This window comes from Dorea sp. Marseille-P4042 (assembly GCF_900290215.1).
GTDB classification, from domain to species: domain Bacteria; phylum Bacillota; class Clostridia; order Lachnospirales; family Lachnospiraceae; genus Dorea; species Dorea formicigenerans.
Genome location: NZ_OLMI01000004.1, coordinates 1 through 19,043, shown reverse-complemented (window position 1 = coordinate 19,043; position 19,043 = coordinate 1). Strand labels below are relative to the sequence as shown.

17 protein-coding genes and 1 pseudogene are annotated in these 19,043 nt (G+C 39.0%); 16 read left to right on the top strand and 2 right to left on the bottom strand.

Going from position 1 to position 19,043, the window contains the following annotated elements; all coding sequences use genetic code 11:
• Position 1 precedes the first annotated feature (1 nt).
• The 8 genes and pseudogenes from C7E02_RS18140 to C7E02_RS18110 form a co-directional block, all read left to right on the top strand.
• Positions 2-376 (top strand): TnpV protein, encoded by a 375-nt coding sequence (locus C7E02_RS18140; protein WP_105310378.1) that lies wholly within the window; start codon positions 2-4, stop codon positions 374-376.
• Positions 377-486: 110 nt separating this feature from the next.
• Positions 487-1,137, top strand: coding sequence for a hypothetical protein (locus C7E02_RS19500; protein ID WP_186279130.1), 651 nt, complete (start codon positions 487-489; stop codon positions 1,135-1,137).
• A gap of 146 nt (positions 1,138-1,283) precedes the next feature.
• Positions 1,284-2,231, top strand: coding sequence for a helix-turn-helix domain-containing protein (locus C7E02_RS18130; protein ID WP_105310377.1), 948 nt, complete (start codon positions 1,284-1,286; stop codon positions 2,229-2,231).
• Positions 2,232-2,803: 572 nt separating this feature from the next.
• Positions 2,804-3,370, top strand: a complete 567-nt coding sequence (locus C7E02_RS18125; RefSeq protein WP_105310376.1) for a DUF6431 domain-containing protein — start codon at positions 2,804-2,806, stop codon at positions 3,368-3,370.
• Between the two features lie 91 nt (positions 3,371-3,461).
• Entirely contained in the window at positions 3,462-4,277 is an 816-nt protein-coding gene (locus C7E02_RS18120; protein WP_242979026.1) for a DDE-type integrase/transposase/recombinase, read from the top strand.
• A 122-nt stretch (positions 4,278-4,399) separates the two neighbouring features.
• A complete protein-coding gene (locus C7E02_RS20010; RefSeq protein WP_162496221.1) occupies positions 4,400-4,732 on the top strand; it encodes a hypothetical protein in 333 nt (110 codons plus the stop codon).
• Positions 4,733-4,760: 28 nt separating this feature from the next.
• Entirely contained in the window at positions 4,761-5,513 is a 753-nt protein-coding gene (locus C7E02_RS18115; protein WP_242979025.1) for a DNA topoisomerase, read from the top strand.
• 23 nt (positions 5,514-5,536) lie between these two features.
• Positions 5,537-8,092, top strand: a pseudogene (locus C7E02_RS18110) (SpaA isopeptide-forming pilin-related protein); the annotation flags it as partial.
• On the opposite strand, the gene C7E02_RS18105 reads toward C7E02_RS18110, so the two are convergent.
• Complete coding sequence (locus C7E02_RS18105) at positions 8,055-8,330, bottom strand: MATE family efflux transporter (protein WP_242979051.1); 276 nt, start codon at positions 8,328-8,330, stop codon at positions 8,055-8,057. The pseudogene C7E02_RS18110 and the gene C7E02_RS18105 sit on opposite strands and share 38 nt — an antisense overlap.
• 300 nt (positions 8,331-8,630) lie before the next feature.
• Here C7E02_RS18105 and C7E02_RS18100 point away from each other — a divergent pair, with 300 nt between their 5' ends.
• From C7E02_RS18100 to C7E02_RS18065, 8 genes are all read left to right on the top strand, one after another.
• On the top strand, positions 8,631-8,987 hold the full coding sequence (locus tag C7E02_RS18100) for a molecular chaperone Hsp90 (RefSeq protein WP_105310374.1): 357 nt from the start codon (positions 8,631-8,633) through the stop codon (positions 8,985-8,987).
• A 69-nt stretch (positions 8,988-9,056) separates the two neighbouring features.
• Positions 9,057-9,725, top strand: coding sequence for an HAD family hydrolase (locus tag C7E02_RS18095; protein ID WP_105310373.1), 669 nt, complete (start codon positions 9,057-9,059; stop codon positions 9,723-9,725).
• Between the two features lie 64 nt (positions 9,726-9,789).
• Positions 9,790-11,364: a PucR family transcriptional regulator gene (locus C7E02_RS18090; protein ID WP_105310372.1), complete on the top strand. Its 1,575-nt coding sequence runs from the start codon at positions 9,790-9,792 to the stop codon at positions 11,362-11,364.
• A gap of 194 nt (positions 11,365-11,558) precedes the next feature.
• Complete coding sequence (locus C7E02_RS18085) at positions 11,559-12,911, top strand: amidohydrolase family protein (protein WP_105310371.1); 1,353 nt, start codon at positions 11,559-11,561, stop codon at positions 12,909-12,911.
• Between the two features lie 14 nt (positions 12,912-12,925).
• On the top strand, positions 12,926-14,101 hold the full coding sequence (locus C7E02_RS18080; protein WP_158683098.1) for a M20 family metallopeptidase: 1,176 nt from the start codon (positions 12,926-12,928) through the stop codon (positions 14,099-14,101).
• A gap of 10 nt (positions 14,102-14,111) precedes the next feature.
• Positions 14,112-15,302 carry a hypothetical protein gene (locus C7E02_RS20005; protein ID WP_105310471.1) on the top strand — a complete coding sequence of 397 codons (1,191 nt, stop codon included), beginning with the start codon at positions 14,112-14,114 and terminating at the stop codon, positions 15,300-15,302.
• Between the two features lie 286 nt (positions 15,303-15,588).
• Positions 15,589-17,826, top strand: a complete 2,238-nt coding sequence (locus tag C7E02_RS18070; protein WP_242979018.1) for an ATP-dependent helicase — start codon at positions 15,589-15,591, stop codon at positions 17,824-17,826.
• Positions 17,827-17,978: 152 nt separating this feature from the next.
• On the top strand, positions 17,979-18,635 hold the full coding sequence (locus C7E02_RS18065) for a DUF4230 domain-containing protein (protein ID WP_105310369.1): 657 nt from the start codon (positions 17,979-17,981) through the stop codon (positions 18,633-18,635).
• Here C7E02_RS18065 and C7E02_RS18060 read toward each other — a convergent pair.
• Positions 18,628-18,876, bottom strand: coding sequence for a hypothetical protein (locus C7E02_RS18060; RefSeq protein ID WP_242979016.1), 249 nt, complete (start codon positions 18,874-18,876; stop codon positions 18,628-18,630). The genes C7E02_RS18065 and C7E02_RS18060 overlap by 8 nt on opposite strands.
• Positions 18,877-19,043: the final 167 nt, after the last annotated feature.

The window sequence follows — 19,043 nt, the reverse complement described above, 5'->3', positions numbered from 1 at the left end:
AATGAAAAAGCACATTTATGATGAAAGTAATGGATTAAGCTACACACTGCATGGAGATTATTATCTGCCGGATTTGGCAGTGAATGAGGAAGAACCGACCTATGGTAAATATGGAATGTTGCGGAAACAGTTCCTGAAAGAGCATAAACCGGCACGATACCAGTATTTATTGATGACGGGAGAATTGACAGGACATTTGAACCAGGTTGATCGGGATGCAAGAGAGCAGGGGGAAACCTTGGTAAAGCAGATGACGGAAGAGCAGGGCATAACGGAACAACTGAAAAAGCAGGATTTGATGAAATGGGTTGGAATAATGAACAATATTAAAGCCTGTGCAGAAGAAATTGTTCTAAAAGAGATTGTGTATATGTGAGCAGAAAGGGCAGTCGAAAGGCTGCTCTTTGGTAATCTAAGAATAGAGTTTTGAGGTAGAATGTGATAGAATGTAAGAGACAAATCGGAAGTTGGTGGAGAAGTGAATCTATGGAAAAACAAGAGTATATTGAAGAAGTAAATCTTATAAAAGAACAAAATGATACAGAATTTGAAATTTACCCTATGGCGGTAGAAATAATACGGCCTACAATAAAGAATTTGTCTAAAAGGTATGTTTTTGCAAGGAGAAAGACAGATAAAGGGCAGATATACTATGGAATAAGTAGTTTTCCGGATGTCGCTATATTAGATAAAAAATTTAAAAATATATCAAATAAGACAATTAGCGAAGAGGTATGGCATCAACTTAAGGGATGCCTTGAAGTAAAGGCATTGGAGACTAAATTAATTACCAAGGATCAAATAGAAGAGGTCTTATCTACAAAACCAGATAAACTTAAGAAGGAGATTGGGCAACTTATAGGTGAAATTCTGTGGTATAAAAAAGTGCTTTATACAAATGGCGTAGAATGGAGATGCCTTTATATCAATGAATACTCAGAGGAATTAATAAAAAGAATTATTGGGATGGTCAATGAGAGAATTGATTCTGAAAAAGAAAATCCAAATAAAGATTTTGATTGGTGGGAAAGGTTTAAAGACATTGAGTTTAAAATTGTCGATGAATGTATAACAAAAAATTGTATAGAAAATTGGGATGATTTTATTGCAAAAATTCACAAAATAAACTGGGAGTAAACTTTCGGTTTGAATAATATTGGGATGAAAGTATCGCTGATTATATTGGACAGGCGATGTCTGGTGGAAAATTAGATAATTCTCGTTTTATGTCGTGGTAATTTTGGTATATGTTGGTAAGCTGTAAGTGAAAGAGAGGTAAAGACATGGATACAAAAAAGATTGGAGCTTTTTTAAAACAATGTCGTAAAGAGAAAAATCGTACACAAGAACAGCTTGCCGAGGTGTTTGGAGTATCTGCAAGAACAGTTTCAAGATGGGAAACAGGGACAAATATGCCGGATCTCAGTATGCTTGTTGAAATTGCTGAATATTACGAGATTGAAATGAAAGAGCTCCTGGATGGAGAAAGGAGCCAGACTATGAATAAAGAGATGAAAGAAACATTAGACAAAGTAGCTGATTATGAAAATTGGGTAAAACAAAAAGCTTTAAAAGCTGGAAATCTTGCTTTTGCATCTATGTTCCTGATTAGTATTGGAGTTATTATCATACAACTTTTATTGACAGTAAACCTTCGATTTGTATTGGGAGAAACGCTTATTGCCCTAGTAGGTGGAATTGTATATGCGTTTATCATGGTACATAATGGTATCTGGGATAAAGGTTTATCTGCGAGAGAAGCATTATGGAGAGATTTCCTTACCAGTGTGATTTGTGCAGGAATTTTCTCAGTATTTTATGGTATTTGCCTGAGAAGAATGGGGGCAAGCGAAAAGCAAATAATATACTTTGCTTTGTCTTTTTTGGGAGGAATTACAATTGTAGCATTTATTGTTCTCCGAATATTATCATATTTAAACCAGAATAGACGCCGAAATGCGCTTAAAGAGAGAACGAGTTCAAAAACAACGACAAGTTGTACGAAAATCTATAATGCTAAAGATATAGTAGAAGCAGGAAAGATCATAGAATTATTTAAAGAACATGGAATTACTGCTTTTTCACAGGAAGCAAGTGCCAATGTTGCTATGCATGGTATGTCTGGATTTGGGATATATGGTGTGGATGTGTTTGTGGAAACGGACGAAGCAGAAAGGGCAATACAGATTCTTGAAGCTATGGATGTGTCCATAAGAAAAGAAAGATTTTGACATTTTCATAGATGCGTGATAATATGATTATAGAAAAAGAGTGCTACCGATAGACGGTTAGTCCGATAAATGTTTAGCAAAAATTGCCGCTCAGTTTACCAGACGGGGGCGGCTATTTTTGTGGTTTATTATTATCTTTGCCGAATGTGTATCCGGCACAAAAACAGGTGATGCCGAAGCTCACAACTGCAATGAAATCCACAATACTCATTGGCTAGCCCTCCTTTCCAGTGGATTCCCTTTCGGGTTTCTATGTAATCAGAGGGTCACAGTCCCTCTGTTGAAGGACTAACCGCCTACCGTTATGGTAGCACCCATGTTTCGATTATAACAGTCAGGACAGGAATCCGCAACCGGAAAGTGTAGAGCAACTTTTTATAAGTGATTGAGACAAAAGGAAAACAACAGATAATAAGAATAGATAAGTGGGATGAATGATGAGAGTGTGTAGTGATTTACTGCATGCTTTTTTCTCTTTACAAAAGGTTTATAATAAAAAAGAAGGAACCCCTTCCTGGCAAGAACCGGTTCCCTCTTTCTAAAATACATCCCAAAGGAAGTATCCAAATGTTATGATACGTATTTTTAATCTATTTTGCAAGCTAAAAAATATAAAACTTTCTGATCAAGAATGGTTTGATCGGGCAATCGTAAAATTAAATCTTTCTGAACAAGTCTGTCCATACTGTGATTCCAAAGGGCAAATGATTCTTCATGATAGTTATTCGCGTTACATGATCACCTTAAAAGCCAATCACATAAAAACCGAAATATTACAGATCCCAAGGGTAAAGTGCGCTTCCTGTGGACATACCCACGCAGTTTTGCCGGAGGTTTTGATTCCATACACTTCTTATAGTATCCGTTTCATTCTGACGGTATTAAAAGACTATTTTTTGCGTACACATACCGTGGAAAAAATTTGTGAAATGTATCAGATTGTTCACTCTACGCTTTATGATTTTCGGGATTTGTTCTTTTCTCATAAAAAGCTGATACTTGGAGCATTAAACGATGCGCAGAAGAAACAATCCGATTTTATTGCAGAAATAGATGGTCAATTACTTTTTCAGTTTTGGAAATCGTTCCGCTTTTCTTTTCTGCAGGCAGACCATGCATCAGATTTTCATCACTTATAGTTTCCGAGAAAAAACACCTCTGAAACTTCCCATAATCTCGGCATGTACAAAAACACGGATTAGGAATACGCTCTAATCGGAGGCGATAGAAATGGAACAACACAATAACAAAGAGGGAATAGACGAATTAATGGAAATTGCAAGGCTCCGGTTTGGGATGATCGCACCGGTGATTCAGGAAACGTATCCGGATGAATCTATTATGGCGTACTGTCGGAGGGTATCAAAGGTTCCAATGCAGCTCCCAGATGGACGTACTGTTCATTATAAGCCAAAAACAATCGGGAAATGGGTTTCTCTGTATCGGAATGGAGGGATTGATGCCCTGGCACCAAAGAGACGTTCTAATCTTGGAAACACAAGGGTACTGACGGAAGATGCAATCGAAGAAATCTATCAGATAAAAAAGATGTTTCCCAGACTGAATGCCACGCAGATCCATGCCCGTCTGGTGCAGGAAAATCTGATTCCTGCGACAGTGTCTGTAGCAACAGTCCAGAGGTTTATCAAACGAAACGGATTAAAAAGTACTGATGCTGCATTAAGCGGAAGAGACAGGAAAGCTTTTGAGGAAGCATACTTCGGGGGAATGTACCAGGCAGATACCTGTTATCTTCCTTATCTGGAAGAGAATGGAAAGAAGCACAGAACGTATCTGATCATGATTTTGGATGATTATTCCCGAATGATTGTAGGCGGACATCTGTTCTATCAGGAGAATGCCTACAACCTTCAGAAAGTTCTTAAAGATGCTGTTGCGGCATATGGAATTCCAAATAAACTGTATGTTGATTCAGGAGCACCTTATAAAAATCGGCAACTGGACATGATCTGTGCTTCAATCGGAACCGTGCTTTTACATACACCTGTGAGAGATGGTGCTAGCAAGGGTTATGTAAAGAATTAGATTATGTAAAGAAATGCGGCTCAGCCCAGTGTTTCCAATGAACTGAGCTTGGATTTCTTTACATAAAGTTATAATCATGGCACCATATTTATCTAAACCATAATAAAGAGGTAAAGATATATATGGTAACAGATTTTGAAGAACTCGTTGCACTATGTGATGAAGAACTACGTCACAGGGAATACGAGTCCAAATATTATGTAAGGATCACAGAGCAATGGGATTGCTTACGGAAATGGCTAAATGAAAAGAACATCTCAGAATTCAATCAAGAGATTGGGAACTGCTATTGCGATGAGATGTTCGGAACGCATCTTATGCCACGGCGATCACCGGCGAAGTTTAGAGAAAAACTTCGAGCAGTACCTGCAATTATCATACGTTTTATCTCAATGCAAAGAAAACAAAACAGGAAGGCTTCAAGACAATTGAGAAAAACTGAAACAGTTCTTTGAAATCATTGCAGAAAAAGAAGAGCCGGAGTTGGATATCTGGGCAGGCAAGCATTATGGTCCCTGTGATTCTTTTGTATCGGAGCATTTTACACAGCCACCGAAACAGTACACAGAAGATACCCTGCTTTCTGCAATGGAACGTGCAGGAAATGAAGAACGGACCGAAGATACAGAAAAGAAAGGACTTGGCACACCGGCAACAAGGGCAGCAATTATTGAAAAACTGATTCAATCTGGCTTTGTGAAAAGGGAAAAGAAAAATCTGGTGCCGACAGATGATGGAAATGTGCTGATTACGGTTCTACCGGATGAGATTAAATCTCCGAAGATGACCGCAGAGTGGGAAATGGCATTGAATCATATTGCCCAGAATACAGAGACAGCAGATGAATTCCTAAATGGGATTACAGAGCTGATGCAGGAACTGGTTGCCAGATATCAGGGTATTTCAGAAGAAAAGAAAGACCAGTTTCAGGGAAAAACAAAAGGAGAAGTCATTGGCAAATGTCCCCGCTGTGGAGCAGATGTCAGGGAAGGGAAAGTAAACTTTTACTGTTCTGACCGGAACTGTGCTTTTACCTTATGGAAGAATGATAAATTCCTTGCAAGCCAAGGGAAAAAGATGGATAAGACGACAGCAAAAAAATTTCTGTCTAAAGGAAAAATCCATTATAAGGATCTAGTATCAAGAAAAACAGGGAGACAGTATGAAGCAACTGTGGAGATGGTCGATTCCGGAGAGGGAAATGTACAGTTCAATCTGATCTTCCCACAACGATAAGTAGTGTATTGCAGGCAGTCTAAGCAAAGAATGACAAGAATGAGGATTTTACGACAGATCATGTGGATACTTACAAAGCGGTCTATTATGTGGAACCGGTAAATCAGGAGCATCCGAAGTACCAGATCAGCCGAAAACTGATTGTGCGTGATAAAGAAACAGAAGTACAGACAGAGGCAGCAGGGAGTGAAGAAGTGACTGAATCCGAAACAGCTGGCAGCGAACGGCAGACAGAAGAAGCGGAGGAGTCAGAATCAGACTCGGAGATTACCGATATTGACGCTGATGAATTTGATGATTTGGTAGAGCAGGCACAGAATCAGGATACCTATGATGAAGAATCAGGGTTAGAGCTTCATGATGTTTTGGAACAGGCAGGAGACGAAGGTGTGGATCTTGATTCTATGGAAGAAGGAGAGATCGCAACATTTGAAGCAGTTTCGGCTTATTCAGCAAGAAGTACACAGCAGGTAACAATCGAAAAAGGACCTCTGTATAGATATGCAGATTATAATCTTGGAACCTATCTGACAGAGCCGTACTATATCAGCTACGGAAGCGTCAGAGCAACTGCGTATTGTGTACAGCCAGCAAAACCTGGACCAGGATCTGGAAATTATACAATCACAAAGATTGGAGACAATCAGGCGTTAGCAAAAGTGTGTTATTACGGTACAGATGCCGCAGGAAGTGAAAGCTTTTTTGCGAATAAACACACGGATTTTTCAGAAGGAAAAAGATTCATCATTATTCACATGGCTGCATCATATGCCAATGGAAGCAGTGATGCATTTTACGGAACAAATGCTACAGGAGAGGCTTTGGCAAAAGAACTCTATAATTATTGTGTGAATAAGCCGGAAATACCAGATGTAGCGATGTCATTTTCAAAGCCGGATGTAAAAGCTTATGTAGATGGAAATGTTCAGAGAACGGAGAACATTCAGTTTAACGCATCTTTCCAGCAGAAAATCACAATGGACTTACCAAAAGGAGTAAAGCTTCATAATGTATCTACTGGAAATGTAAGTGCGGCAGGTGCAAGCGTAACAATTGGAGGAGGAACCACGTTTTATCTTTCAGCGCCTCTGACACAGACAAAATATGTAAATGCTACTTTTTCTGCAAAAATGAAGGGAAGTATTACAAAAGATTACTCAGCATATAAACTGACTACGAATGCAAGTGTTCAGGATCTGGCATTTGTATTTGGAGAAGGTGTTGCTGATGAAAAATATGTAAGCTTAAAGGTGTCCTGGATTGAACAGGCTAAGATCGAAATCGTAAAGAAAGATGATACAGCGGATGTCAATCTTGCAGGTGCAGTATTCGGTGTATACAGCGATGAGGCTTGTACAAAGCTGATCACTCAGATGCCGGCAACAGATAAGAATGGAAAATCTTCTGTTACGATCATCAAGACACAGGATACCGTTTATCTGAAAGAGATCACAGCACCACAGGGATATGTAGTAAATGCAACGGCAACAAATGTAAAACGGGTAGCAAGTAAGACCTCAGCTGTAACCGTGGAAAATAAGGAACAGCTGGCAGAGCTTACCATTTACAAAGAAGGACAGGTTCTGACCGGAGCAGATGTCAGTGAAAATGGAACGGTATTTCAGTATGAAAACCGCAGACAGAAAAATGCAGTGTATAACGTGTATGCAGGAGCTGATATCGTAACTGCTTATGGCACAAAAGTGTACAGCAAAGGTGACTTGGTAAAAGAAAATCTGACAACAGGTGAGAATGGTTCTGTCACACTGAAAAACCTGCATCTTGGAACCTACGTGGTAAAAGAAGCAAAAGCACAGGACAATTTCTATAACGGCAATGAAGAAAAGTCAGTGACTCTAACTTATGCTGGTCAGAACAAAGAAGTTGTATTTGCAGATGTGACTTTTAACAACGAGAGACAAAAAGCAGATGTTTCCGTAGTAAAACAGGATAAAGACACCAAGAAACCACTGAAAGGCGGTATTTTTGCTCTGTATGCATCCGATGATATCAGAAATGCAGACGGAAGCGTTGTTGTGAAAAAAGGAACGCTGATTGAGAAAGTTACTACTGGCGCAGACGGAACTGCAAAATTCACAGTAGACCTGCCAATCGGATATTCCTATTCTGTAAAAGAAGATCAGGCACCGGAAGGTTATGTAAGAAATACAGAAGATGTGTATACGTTCAAGTTTTCTTACACCAATGATAAAGAAGCAACCGTATCTTTTGCCCATACCTTCAGCAATGACCGTGTGACAGCAAAGATCAATCTTTATAAAGTGGATAAAGAGACAGGAAAAGCAGTACCGCAGGGAGACGCCACACTGAAAGGTGCAGTTTATGGACTGTATGCGCGTGAAGATATCGTGCACCCGGATGGAGCAACGGGAGCTATTTATAAAGCAGGAGAGCAGGTAGCTTCTCTTACAACCGATGACAAAGGACAGGCTTCTGTAAATGGCTTATATCTTGGCAAATATTATGTCAAAGAGATTACTCCGTCGACCGGATACCTGGCAGATGCAGAAGAGCATGATCTTACGTGCAGTTATGAAGGAGATATGACAGCAGAAGTAATAGTATCCCGCTTATAAGTGCCAGCGTAACGGCAGTATGTACAACGCTTGGAATCTTTTGCTGATTGCCTTCGTCGATATAGCCGGCGATGATTACATTTGATCCAAGTGAAATGCCGGAAAATAATGTAACCAGCAGGTTAATAACAGCCCCATTGCTGCCAACGGCAGCGAGCGCTTCACTTCCGGCAAAACGACCGACAACGGCGACGCCGACAGAATTAAATAACTGCTGCATGATACTGCAGGCGGCGAGCGGAAGTGCAACGATCAGCATATTTTTGAAAATTTTGCCATGGAGCATATCCATCTGGCGCGATTCTTTTTTCGTAGTTTCATTCATATTATTAAATCTCCTGTTAAAATCGATTAATCTGTATTTATAATTACAGTAAAGTACTATAATTCTATCTGGCAAATACATTATAGATTTCAGAAAAAAGAAATACAACCCTGATTGCAAAATTATGCGGATATGCTTATAATCTGAAATAGAGAATTGCGGCAAGGGGAATAAAAGAAAGGAAGTAGTGTAGAAATGACAGAGAACGTAAAAACTTATGTAACAGAAAAAACAAAAGAACTGATCGCGGCAACATCCTGCTCAGCAGAAGCAAAAGAAGCAGCAAATGCATGGCTTGAAGCAGTTGGGACAGAGAAAGAAGCAGAAGTAACAAAGAATTATATTGCAGAACTGGAAGAAGATATCATGCCAATCGATGGACTGATTGCATTTGCAGGATCTGATATGGGAGCAAAAGTATTCGGAGATGCTGCAAAAGGTGTACTTGCTCATGCAGAAGAGATCAAAGCAGCAGGTGCGAAGTATTGTGACTGTCCGGCATGTGCGGCATGCGAAGCAATTCTGGCAAAGAAAGACGAGATATTAGCATAATTGCGATGATGTCAGAAATCTTGATATCATAAATAAAAAACTGACATAAGAAACAGAAAGGTTTACAAGATGATAAAAGCAGTTATATTTGACATGGATGGAGTACTGATCGACACAGAGCCACTGCATTACCGATGCTGGAAAGAGATCTTAAAAGAACACTATGATGTGGAGTTTGATTATGATATTTATTTACCATGTATCGGATCAACCAGACAGTTTTTCAGAAATCTGGTAAAGGAGCATTATGGAGTGGATTTTCCGGATCTGGATGAAATGAATCGGATTATGAAGGTGAAGAAATCACAGATTGTTAAGGCAGAAGGATTTCCGGAGATGCCAGGAGTAGAAAATGCTTTAAAACAATTAAAAGAAATGGGATACAAGCTTGCAGTTGCTTCTTCCTCACCAGAGAGTGAGATTATGGATGCAATGACAAGACTTGGTCTGATGCCGTATTTTGATAGCATTACAAGCGGAGATTATGTAGAACATCCAAAGCCGGAACCGGATACGTTCCTGCTTGCGGCAGAACGGCTGAATGTTCCGACAGATAACTGCCTTGTCATTGAGGATTCTACGAATGGCGGCAGAGCAGCACTGGCAGCGAAGATGGATTGCGTATGGTTGCATAATCCACATTCCGGACATCAGGACATCCCGAATGCAATTCTGGAGATCCCGGCGTGGACGGAAGATGGCATAGAGAAGTTGGTTAAGCTGATACAGGAAATGTAGGAAAAATAGTTATTGCGTTGATTAACAGACAATAAAGGCGGTTTAGAGGAACGCGGGTGAGAAAATGATAAGACTCAGAGATATTCTTGCCATGGATATATTTCTGGATTTTAAGATTATAGCCGGGAAAAACGGCAGTGATCGGGAAGTGAAAACGGTCAGTGTTATGGATGCGCCGGATATTTATAAATGGATGAAAGGCGGTGAGTTTTTGATTACATCTGGTTATGTAGTCAAAGATCAGCCGGAATATTTAGCTTTTCTAATTGAAAATCTGGACAAACATGGAGCATGTGCTCTGGGAATAAAGTTAGACCGGTTTATTTATGAATATCCGCAAGATGCAATAGAAAAGGCAAATAAATTGAACTTTCCCATTATTGCTATTCCATTCGAATTTGCATTTACAGATGTGATTAATCCAGTGCTGCAGGAGGTGATTAATCATCAATCCAGAATCCTGCAGTATTCGGAACGAGTACATCAGGCTTATACAAAGATGGTATTGGAAGATGAAGACATTTCTACTATTTTATCTTTTCTGGAAGAACATATTCATCAGGAAGCCGCATTTGTAGATACCTGTTTTGATAAAACTTATTATACGAAAGACACCGCCCAGGGGAGAATAGAAGAAACAGGGCGGTATCGGATTCATATCAATGAAGAAGAATACGGATACCTTGTATTTGGAAGTAAATGGAATGACTATGATGAATCTTTTCGGGATTATTACCAGATTGCGATTGAGCAGGCGGGCACTATTTTAATATTAAAATTACAGAAAAAACTTACAGCGCGTCAAATTGAAGCTGGTTACAGAGAGCAGTTTGTGCAGGACATGTTAACCAGAAATATTAGCTCTAAAGAAGAAATCATAAATCGTGCGATGATCTATAACTGGGATTTTTATCTTGGTGGAGTCGTATTTATTGTAGATATTGATCATTTTAAAAAACAGTATTTAAAACATCTGGATGAAAATGTAAACAGACGTATGATGGAAATGATGACACGGGTTTTGTTAATCAGCAAACAGCGTGTCGGACAGGAATATGCACACTATGTGTATAGTAAATTAAGTGATCAGATTGTATTTATTATTACAGAAAAATACAAGGATGAAGAGACGTTTAGAGGAAACTTAAAGAAACTGGCAAAGGAAATTAAAGATGAGATTGCTCGTGTAATTCCATTTACGGCGACTATCGGAATTGGAAATTACAGAAAAGATATAAGCCAGATTCATGATAGCTGGGAAGAAGCCAGAAAAGCGATAGAAATTATCCGTAGTATGGAACGTGAAGATACGGTTGTATTTTATGATGAACTTGGGATTTTTAAGTTGCTGTCACTGGTAAGTCATAGTGCAGAAGCGAAAGAGTTTGAAAAACAATATATCGAAAAAATTTGTACATATGATCGAAAGCATCATACAGATATGATGGATACTTTTATTGCTCTGGTAACGAATGGATGGAATTTAAAAGTAACTTCAGAAAAATTATTTATTCATTACAATTCTATGAAATACCGATATCGTAAACTGGGAATGATATTAGAACTGGATCTGCAGGATCAGGAAGAACGTTTAAATCTGGAACTCGCATTGAAGTTATATCAGATGCATGAAAAATAAAAATATACAGCTAATAAATCTTGTAAATAGGAATTTATTAGCTGTATATTTTTTCGTATATTTTTCGCTGTTGTCCACTTGGTACAATAATTTACTGAGAAAATAGTATCAAAAAGATGAAGAAAGTCAAAATAAAGTCTGGTATACTACGTCACATAAATAACAATACAGTATTCAAAGAAGGAGGTAGACAAATGTACGAAAATAAAGTAGGATTTTTGGACGGAGCACTGGCAACTGTAAAAAAGAAGCAGATGCAGGATACAATCGGGCAGATACAAAGGAGCGGACGGTTAATTTTAAAGGGTGGACATGTTGTTGATCCAAAGAATAAAGTAGACAAACAGACCGATATCCTGATTACAGATGGGATTGTCTGTCAGGTCGCAGATGATATCGCAGCAGAGACCGGTGATCGCGTAATTGATTGCGAAGGACTTACTGTTATGCCGGGATTGGTTGACATGCATTTACATCTTGGCGATTTATTTGAAGTAAGTACAAATCCAATTTTCTGTGCAGCAGAAGATGGCGTGACATTAGGATTATCACCGGGAGCCGGAAATACATTTATGGCACCATCTCTTCTCGGTGCGGAAGTAGATCATGGAGTTCCGATTAACCTTGGCGTTTATCTTGGAGCTGCAAATGTACTTGGAACACAGATGTCAGTAGATGAGTTGATTCGTATGTTTAAAGGCGAGATAGATGCAGATACATTATCTACAAAGATGACAAGAAATGGAATTACCAATACAACGGCTGCTTTAACGGTTGGAATTAAAGATCATATGGGACATTTTATTATGTCTGATGAAAATATTGATAAGATTTATGAAATTACTTCAAAAGCAAATCTAATTTATATGTCCCATACACAGGACCCAGAACATGCGGAAAGACTGGTCTCACTTGCAAAAGGACGTCCATTACATCTGGCACATGCTACAGCGGCAGGATGTGGAACACACATGGGAGCAGCAGAAGGTATGAAACGCGTTCTTGATCTGGTAAATGGAGACAATATTTCCGCAGAGTTTGTTACAACCATGCTTCGTGCAGGACGAGGAAGTCGTGAAGGGCTTCAACTTCCAAAAGAATCGCAGAAATTAGCATATGATGCATTGGAATCAGGAAAAGTAAAGATTCTGATTTCGGATGGACAGAATCAGGGAACAATGAAAGGATTCGGGGATACACGAGATAATATTCCGGCTATTATAGAACTTTCACAAAGTGGAGTTTTAAGCCTGAGTGATGCAGTTGCGACAATGACCTGTAATCCGGCAGCGTTAATCGGAAATAGAACAGCAAATAATTGGTGGACAGATAAGATTGGTCATCTTGGTGTTGGCGCACTTGCGAATGTTACAGTTGTAGATATGGACGATAAACTTGCAACGTACACAATCGTAAATGGAGAAATTGTATCCTTTGAAAACCGTGCGGTGAGAAGAAACTGTGGAGCAGGTGGATGGATTAGCAAATTTGGTATGGTAAGAAAGACCGGAGTAGGTGAGCTTGTAATGTTTTCGTACCAGAAATAAAGGGGAGAAGACAGTTGAAAAAAGAAAATGATAACAAGTATGCACAGATAACAACTGAACAATGCAAACAAATTCTTCAGAAATTGGTGCAGATCAATACTTGCCAGCCGGAAGGAAATGAAGGGAAACTTGCGGATGTCATATTAGAAATGTTACCAGAAAACATCGTATATAAAAAAATTAATCATTCAAAAACCCGAGCGTCTCTGATCATAAAAGTAAATGGAGAAACAGAGGAAGGCGGTATCGCATTTGTCGGTCATATGGATACGGTTGCATGTGGAGATTACAGTCAATGGAGTTATCCGCCACATGATGCTATTGTAAAAGGTGATATCCTCTATGGACGTGGATCTGCTGATATGAAGGGTGGAGACGCGGCCATGATATTGGCATTAAAATGGATGCTGGAAACAAAAAAAAGACCAAAGAAATCTATTTATTTCTGCTTTACTGAGGATGAAGAAAGTAAGGGAAGCGGAATTTGCGGAATTGTAAAAGATGGTACGGTGAATAAAGTTGATGAAATAATTATATGCGAACCTTCAGATGAGAAAATAGGTACTTGTGAAAAAGGTGCATTTTGGTTGAAAATTACGGTGCAAGGGAAGCAGTCGCATGCATCCAGACCAGACCTTGGGATTAATGCTGTTGAGTATGTAGAAAAATTAGTCGCAGAGTTAAAAGAACAAGTGGAAACCGGGGAGGTGCATCCTATTCTGGGAACGACAACAGCATCCGTTACAAAACTGTGTGGTGGAATTATGACGAATATTATTCCACCAACTGCAGAAGCAGAATTGGATATACGCACAGTTCCGGGAGTCAGTCATGAACATATTTTAAAATGTACAGAAGAGATTGCAGACCGATTCAGAAAAGAAATACCGGGAATTCAAATTACCATTGAAGTGATGAATGACAGACCGGCATTGGAGACATCAAAAGATAGCCCGCTGGTGAAACAGATCATGAAAACAGCACAGATGGTGGGAATTTCAACAGAAGATAAAGGACATTATTTCTATACAGATGCATCACAGATCATTCCTGAAATATCTGTACCATTTGTAATCGCAGGGCCAGGAGATGATGCACTTGCACATTGTATTAATGAACATATTTCTCTGGAAAGCGTAAGAAGATATGCAAAATTGTATCAGAAATATCTGGAAAAATATTATCTATGAGGAGGTAAAAATGGGTGAGACAGTAAAGACGAAAGAAAAAATGACTGGCGCATTACCGGGATTTATCATAAGTATAGTCATTGGATTTGCATTTTATTTTGGCTTAAAAGCATTAAGCGGTAATAATGCAGTATTTGATTATAATAATATGATTTCTGGAATTTTGGATTCTGTGCCAAAACAGATTGCCTGGTTCTTTATGAATTTTACAGAAGCACAGTTTTATGCAAGTGTATTTGCCGGAATAGGAATTATACTTGGAGGAATTGTAGCATGGATATTGGCGATCAAAAATTCAAAATATGCAGGATTTGATGTCTGCTATGGAAGTAGTACCTTATTTCCGTGGGTGTTGGCATCACAGCTCATCTCCCTGGGATTGGCAATTTTTGTATTTCGTTATATTAATGGATTTGCAGATTCATCCGTAACATGGATCGCAACATTTATTACTGTAGTAGGTGCTCCACCGGCAGTTATGTTGCTTTACGGTCCAAGCGTTCCGGCATTATTGACATCTTCCATTATCGGTGGTTTAATCTGTGCCCCTACTGCAATATGGATTGGAGACGCAATTGTGACTCCGTGGAAACTTCCGGGAGTCGTAGCAAATGTGTCAACGATGGCAATTACGGGAATTATTGTATGTATGGTTTGTAAGATTCTTCCGTGGATAAAACCTGTGCCGGTGAAACCACATCGGACGGAGGCAGCACCGGCAGATGATGTATATAGTACAAGCTGGTTTGTACGCAGGGTTTTTGCAGAGTTTACAGAAGCACAGTTTTATGGAAATGAAGTGGCATCTGCATTTTTGCTGGCAGGCGCAGTGATTGGCACAATCGTATGTGGAAATCATGGAGCATATGGCTCAGGAGCTGTACCGGCTATAATTTTATCACAGTTTGTCGGAGCGGCAACGGGAGTGTTCCTGTATGCAGGAAAATTTGATAATGGTGGCTGGTATGCAACGTATGTTCCGGTTGTCAGTGTCGGACCGGCATGTGTTCTAATGTATGGTGCGAATATTCCGGTGGCGGTATTTGCAGGTGTTCTCGGTGGAATTATAGGAGGACCGATTGCACAGTTTTTCTCAGAAAAACTGCCGGAAGGTGTACATGGAACAGTAGCGAATGTAACATCTATGACAATTTCAACAATTACGGTATCTGTTGTAATCAGTGCTCTTCCATGGTTTTAATTAATGGATATTATTATTTAAAAAAAGATACTATAAAAAGAAAATAAAAAGAACCATTGCGTGATAGATAGATTTCGATGTAATATCTATAACACAATGGTTCTTTTCTCTATTATTTTTCACTTGGTGAATAAATATTATAGCATGAAAAAAGCAAATGAATGAAACAGACATTTTCAACAGGTCATTCGACATAATTGGCAGATAAAAACAGAGAAAATAAGTCAGAAAGTAATAATATTGTAAAGAAATAAAAGAATCAAGAAACAGGAAGGATTTTGAAATCATGAAAGAAATGTCATGGGAAGCATTTGAAAGGCAGTTTCCTGTACAATTAAATGAACAACAAAAGCAAGCGGTAAAAAGTGTAGACGGACCGATACTTCTCTTAGCAGTACCAGGATCCGGTAAAACGACCGTACTGGTTACAAGGCTTGGATATATGATTTTCTGTAAAGGAATCGCACCGGAGAAAATCTTGACAGTGACATACACAGTCGCAGCAACAAAAGATATGTCCAGGAGGTTTGCATCTTATTTTGGAGAAGAACTGGCTGAACGGTTAGAATTTCGCACAATCAATGGAATCTGTGCAAAAATTATACAATATTACAGCCGGAGTGTCGGTAAATCTGCATTTGAACTGGTGCAGGATGAAAAGATTATCCTTCATTTTCTGATAGAAATCTATCAGGAAACAGAACACAGTTACCCGACAGAAAGTGATCTGAAAAATGTGAGGACATTGATTACATACATAAAAAACATGATGCTGACAGAAGAAGAAATCCGGCATTTAGAAGAAAAAGAAGAATTAAAACTGTTGGAAATCTATCAGGCATACTGTGTAAAAATGCGGAAAGAAGGTCTGATGGATTATGACGACCAGATGGTATACGCTTACAATATGCTTCGTAAATTTCCTGATTTACTGGCATATTTTCAGAGACTTTATCCGTATATTTGTGTGGATGAGGCGCAGGATACATCCAGAATTCAGCATGCAATTATAAAACTTCTTGCATCTGGAACAGAACAGTTATTCATGGTGGGGGATGAAGACCAGAGTATCTATGGCTTTCGTGCGGCTTATCCGAAAGCATTGCTTTCGTTTGAAAAAGATCATCCGAGAGCAAAAGTACTCCTGATGGAAGAAAATTTCCGTTCTAATGCAAAAATCGTAGAAGCGGCAGACCGGTTTATCCAGGAGAATCAATTCCGACATGAGAAACATATGCGGGCATCAAAAAAAGCAGAAAGAGAGATACGGGAAATAGCTTTGAAAAACAGAAGAGCACAATATCAGTATCTGTTAAAAGTAGCAAAACGTTGTGAAATCCAGACAGCTGTTTTGTACCGGGATCATGAATGTGCAATTCCGCTTATTGATCTTTTGGAACGGCAGGAAATTCCATATCGGATGCGGAACGCAGAAGTGACTTTCTTCACGAATCGGGTTGTTCTTGATATTGTTTATATCATTCAATTTGCTGCAAATCCGAGCGATGAAGAACTGTTCCTGCAGATTTATTATAAACTGAGACTATATTTAAGCCGGAAAGAAGCGTTGGAAATTATAGAAATCAGCCGTGAAAGAGATTTGCCGATCTTGGATGCTGCGCTTGTAAGTTCCAAGCTTGATGAATATAAAAAAAGCAATGCAAAAGCAATGCGAACACATTTGAAACATCTGTTACAGGAACCGGGTGACAAGGCAGTGAATCGCATTACAAATTATATGGGGTATCAAGATTATTTACAAAGAAACGAAATAAATGACAGCAAGCTGGAAGTTGTGAAGATTATTGGGAAATTAGAGCCTACGGCAGAGGATCTGATCCGGCGCCTGGATGAATTGAAAGAAATCATTCAAACTAAGAAAACATCGGAAGACTGTCCGTTTATTCTTTCTACGATTCATGCAAGTAAAGGGTTAGAATATGAAATTGTATATATGTTAGATGTAGTGGATGGGATCCTGCCGACACAGATCCCGAGGAGCCTTCATAGTTCAAAGCCTTCCCGAGAAGAAATGGAAACATACGAGGAAGAGAGACGTTTATTTTATGTAGGAGCAACAAGAGCGAAGCAGGATTTACGGCTTATGACAACGAATCGAAAGAGTAGTTTTTGCGAGGAACTTCTTGGAAAACAAGAGAAGACAAACACTCGCTCCGGGAAAAAAGAAAGCGTTTATAGTAGCTTGTCGAACAGCGCAACCGGAAATAGAAAAAACGGAAACAGATCGAATAATAGTAGGGCAGGAAGAAATGGGGAGCCCGCAGGATATAAGAAAGACGGGGCATATCTGACATATGCATCTCATGCAGTCAAAAAAGATTCTGCTACTGGAACGCAGCATAAGATAGAAAAAATTCATCCTGGCATAACTGTTGTGCATCGGAAATTCGGAACTGGAACCGTGATTGCTGTAGATGAAAAGAATGTGCAGATACGGTTCAAGGATAAGATACGAAAATTAAACCTGGCAGTTGTTGCAAGTGGAGGGTGGTTACAGCTATAACTTCTATATCAGGGGAATAGGGGTAGATAATTCCCTGATACGGAAGTATATTTATAGAGACAGAATCCTTATACTTAGAATTAACAAAAGTAAAAAAGACAAGCATTTCAATTACATTTTCACAAAATGCAATGTCATAAGGAGGAAAAACGATGAAAGAGTTTAAAGAGATTGAAACAATAAAGGAAAACGGAGAAACAAAAATGAACAAGAAAGAAACATCGAAAAAAGCAGCGAAAAAAGTGAAAACAATTTGTATTAGCCTGGTTGTTGGAATTGTCATTGGAGCAGTTGGTGGAATTAATATTTACAATTCAATGACTAAGACAGAAGTTACCAATGATTATATTTCTGGAAAACTGGAAGACGTTGGTGAACTCGCAACACAGCAGGTTACCTATTCGTCCACAGAGCAGATGGAAGATGGAAGTATTCCGTTTATTAATAAGAAAAGTTTTTTGATGCATTACAGCGCAACTTTGAAAGCCGGAATCCAGATGGATGAGGTGAAAGAAAAGATTACAGACAAAGAAGTAATTGTTACGATTCCACATGCAAAAGTGTTAGGAAAACTACAGGTGGATCCGGATTCCATCAAGTTCATGGATGAAAAGAGAGCCATTTTTAACTGGCAGACAAAAGAAGATGCCAAGAAAGCAATTTCTTTGGCAGAAAAAGATATAGAGAACAATGATGATATAGATACATCCTCACTTCTGGAGAAAGCAGATGACCATGCAAAAGAACTGATCCACAAGATCCTTGACGGCTCGGTAGGCGGACGTAAGGTCGTAGTACAGTTTAAATAGAGGTCTGATTTTTAATGGTGAGCCCGTCTACTTCAAAACAAGTAAGCCATGGATAAGTTACATAATTTACAGAAATATCTCCCGTGGCAATAACTCCATCAGAGCGATAATACACATTACCAAGAGGACTTCGCTCGCAGACATAACCATCTGCCAGTAAGTCCTCTTTTTTCTTATATAATAGGAAATTCCGATTTTTGTTGGAACAATGAATGAAAATAGCCCGCACAAAATCGGGCATGAGAACAAGATGACGCTCGTTAGAAGATATAAAAACCTTCTACACCAGCCTCATCGGCAAATAAATCATTTTCGTTTAAAAAGAAATCCATATCCAGAAGTTCATCCTCGCTCATATTGCGAATGTCCTTAGATGTCATTCCTTCTGGTGGATTGTCCATGTATTTT

What these genes read in the sequence shown, in the direction of transcription:
- C7E02_RS20005 (WP_105310471.1), top strand. Translation starts at nt 14,112, where the DNA reads ATGGGTGAGACAGTAAAGACGAAAGAAAAAATGACTGGCGCATTACCG.
- C7E02_RS18070 (WP_242979018.1), top strand. Translation starts at nt 15,589, where the DNA reads ATGAAAGAAATGTCATGGGAAGCATTTGAAAGGCAGTTTCCTGTACAA.
- C7E02_RS18060 (WP_242979016.1), bottom strand. Translation starts at nt 18,876, where the DNA reads ATGCCCGATTTTGTGCGGGCTATTTTCATTCATTGTTCCAACAAAAAT.
- C7E02_RS18120 (WP_242979026.1), top strand. Translation starts at nt 3,462, where the DNA reads ATGGAACAACACAATAACAAAGAGGGAATAGACGAATTAATGGAAATT.
- C7E02_RS19500 (WP_186279130.1), top strand. Translation starts at nt 487, where the DNA reads ATGGAAAAACAAGAGTATATTGAAGAAGTAAATCTTATAAAAGAACAA.
- C7E02_RS18065 (WP_105310369.1), top strand. Translation starts at nt 17,979, where the DNA reads ATGAAAGAGTTTAAAGAGATTGAAACAATAAAGGAAAACGGAGAAACA.
- C7E02_RS18105 (WP_242979051.1), bottom strand. Translation starts at nt 8,330, where the DNA reads ATGCAGCAGTTATTTAATTCTGTCGGCGTCGCCGTTGTCGGTCGTTTT.
- C7E02_RS20010 (WP_162496221.1), top strand. Translation starts at nt 4,400, where the DNA reads ATGGTAACAGATTTTGAAGAACTCGTTGCACTATGTGATGAAGAACTA.
- C7E02_RS18140 (WP_105310378.1), top strand. Translation starts at nt 2, where the DNA reads ATGAAAAAGCACATTTATGATGAAAGTAATGGATTAAGCTACACACTG.
- C7E02_RS18085 (WP_105310371.1), top strand. Translation starts at nt 11,559, where the DNA reads ATGTACGAAAATAAAGTAGGATTTTTGGACGGAGCACTGGCAACTGTA.
- C7E02_RS18095 (WP_105310373.1), top strand. Translation starts at nt 9,057, where the DNA reads ATGATAAAAGCAGTTATATTTGACATGGATGGAGTACTGATCGACACA.
- C7E02_RS18130 (WP_105310377.1), top strand. Translation starts at nt 1,284, where the DNA reads ATGGATACAAAAAAGATTGGAGCTTTTTTAAAACAATGTCGTAAAGAG.
- C7E02_RS18090 (WP_105310372.1), top strand. Translation starts at nt 9,790, where the DNA reads ATGATAAGACTCAGAGATATTCTTGCCATGGATATATTTCTGGATTTT.
- C7E02_RS18100 (WP_105310374.1), top strand. Translation starts at nt 8,631, where the DNA reads ATGACAGAGAACGTAAAAACTTATGTAACAGAAAAAACAAAAGAACTG.
- C7E02_RS18125 (WP_105310376.1), top strand. Translation starts at nt 2,804, where the DNA reads ATGATACGTATTTTTAATCTATTTTGCAAGCTAAAAAATATAAAACTT.